General features: G+C 39.3%; 1 pseudogene. It reads left to right on the plus strand.

Going from position 1 to position 275, the window contains the following annotated elements:
- Positions 1-275 (plus strand): annotated as a pseudogene (locus SB725_RS31060) (hypothetical protein); the annotation flags it as partial.

Below are 275 nucleotides of genomic sequence, written 5' to 3' on the forward strand. Positions count from 1 at the left end.
GGACAATAACACCTGGAAATATGTTTTTTTGCGGGCAAAACAATTATGGACAGCTGGGTGACGGTACAACCAATAATAGTTCAAACTCAATTTCTGTAAGTAATGCTACCGACTTTAGCATCGTTTCTGCAGGTGCATATCATACTCTAGCCATAGATAATGATGCTTTTTTGAAAGCTACTGGAAATAACGAAGGAGGACGATTAGGAGACGGTACTACAGTGAATAAAACTTCATTCACTTCTATCACTTGTCCGACGTCGGGAAGTTGTAAT

The sequence above is a fragment of the Pseudomonas sp. SIMBA_041 genome (genome assembly GCF_046535095.1).
Taxonomy (GTDB): Bacteria; Pseudomonadota; Gammaproteobacteria; order Pseudomonadales; family Pseudomonadaceae; genus Aquipseudomonas; species Aquipseudomonas mucoides.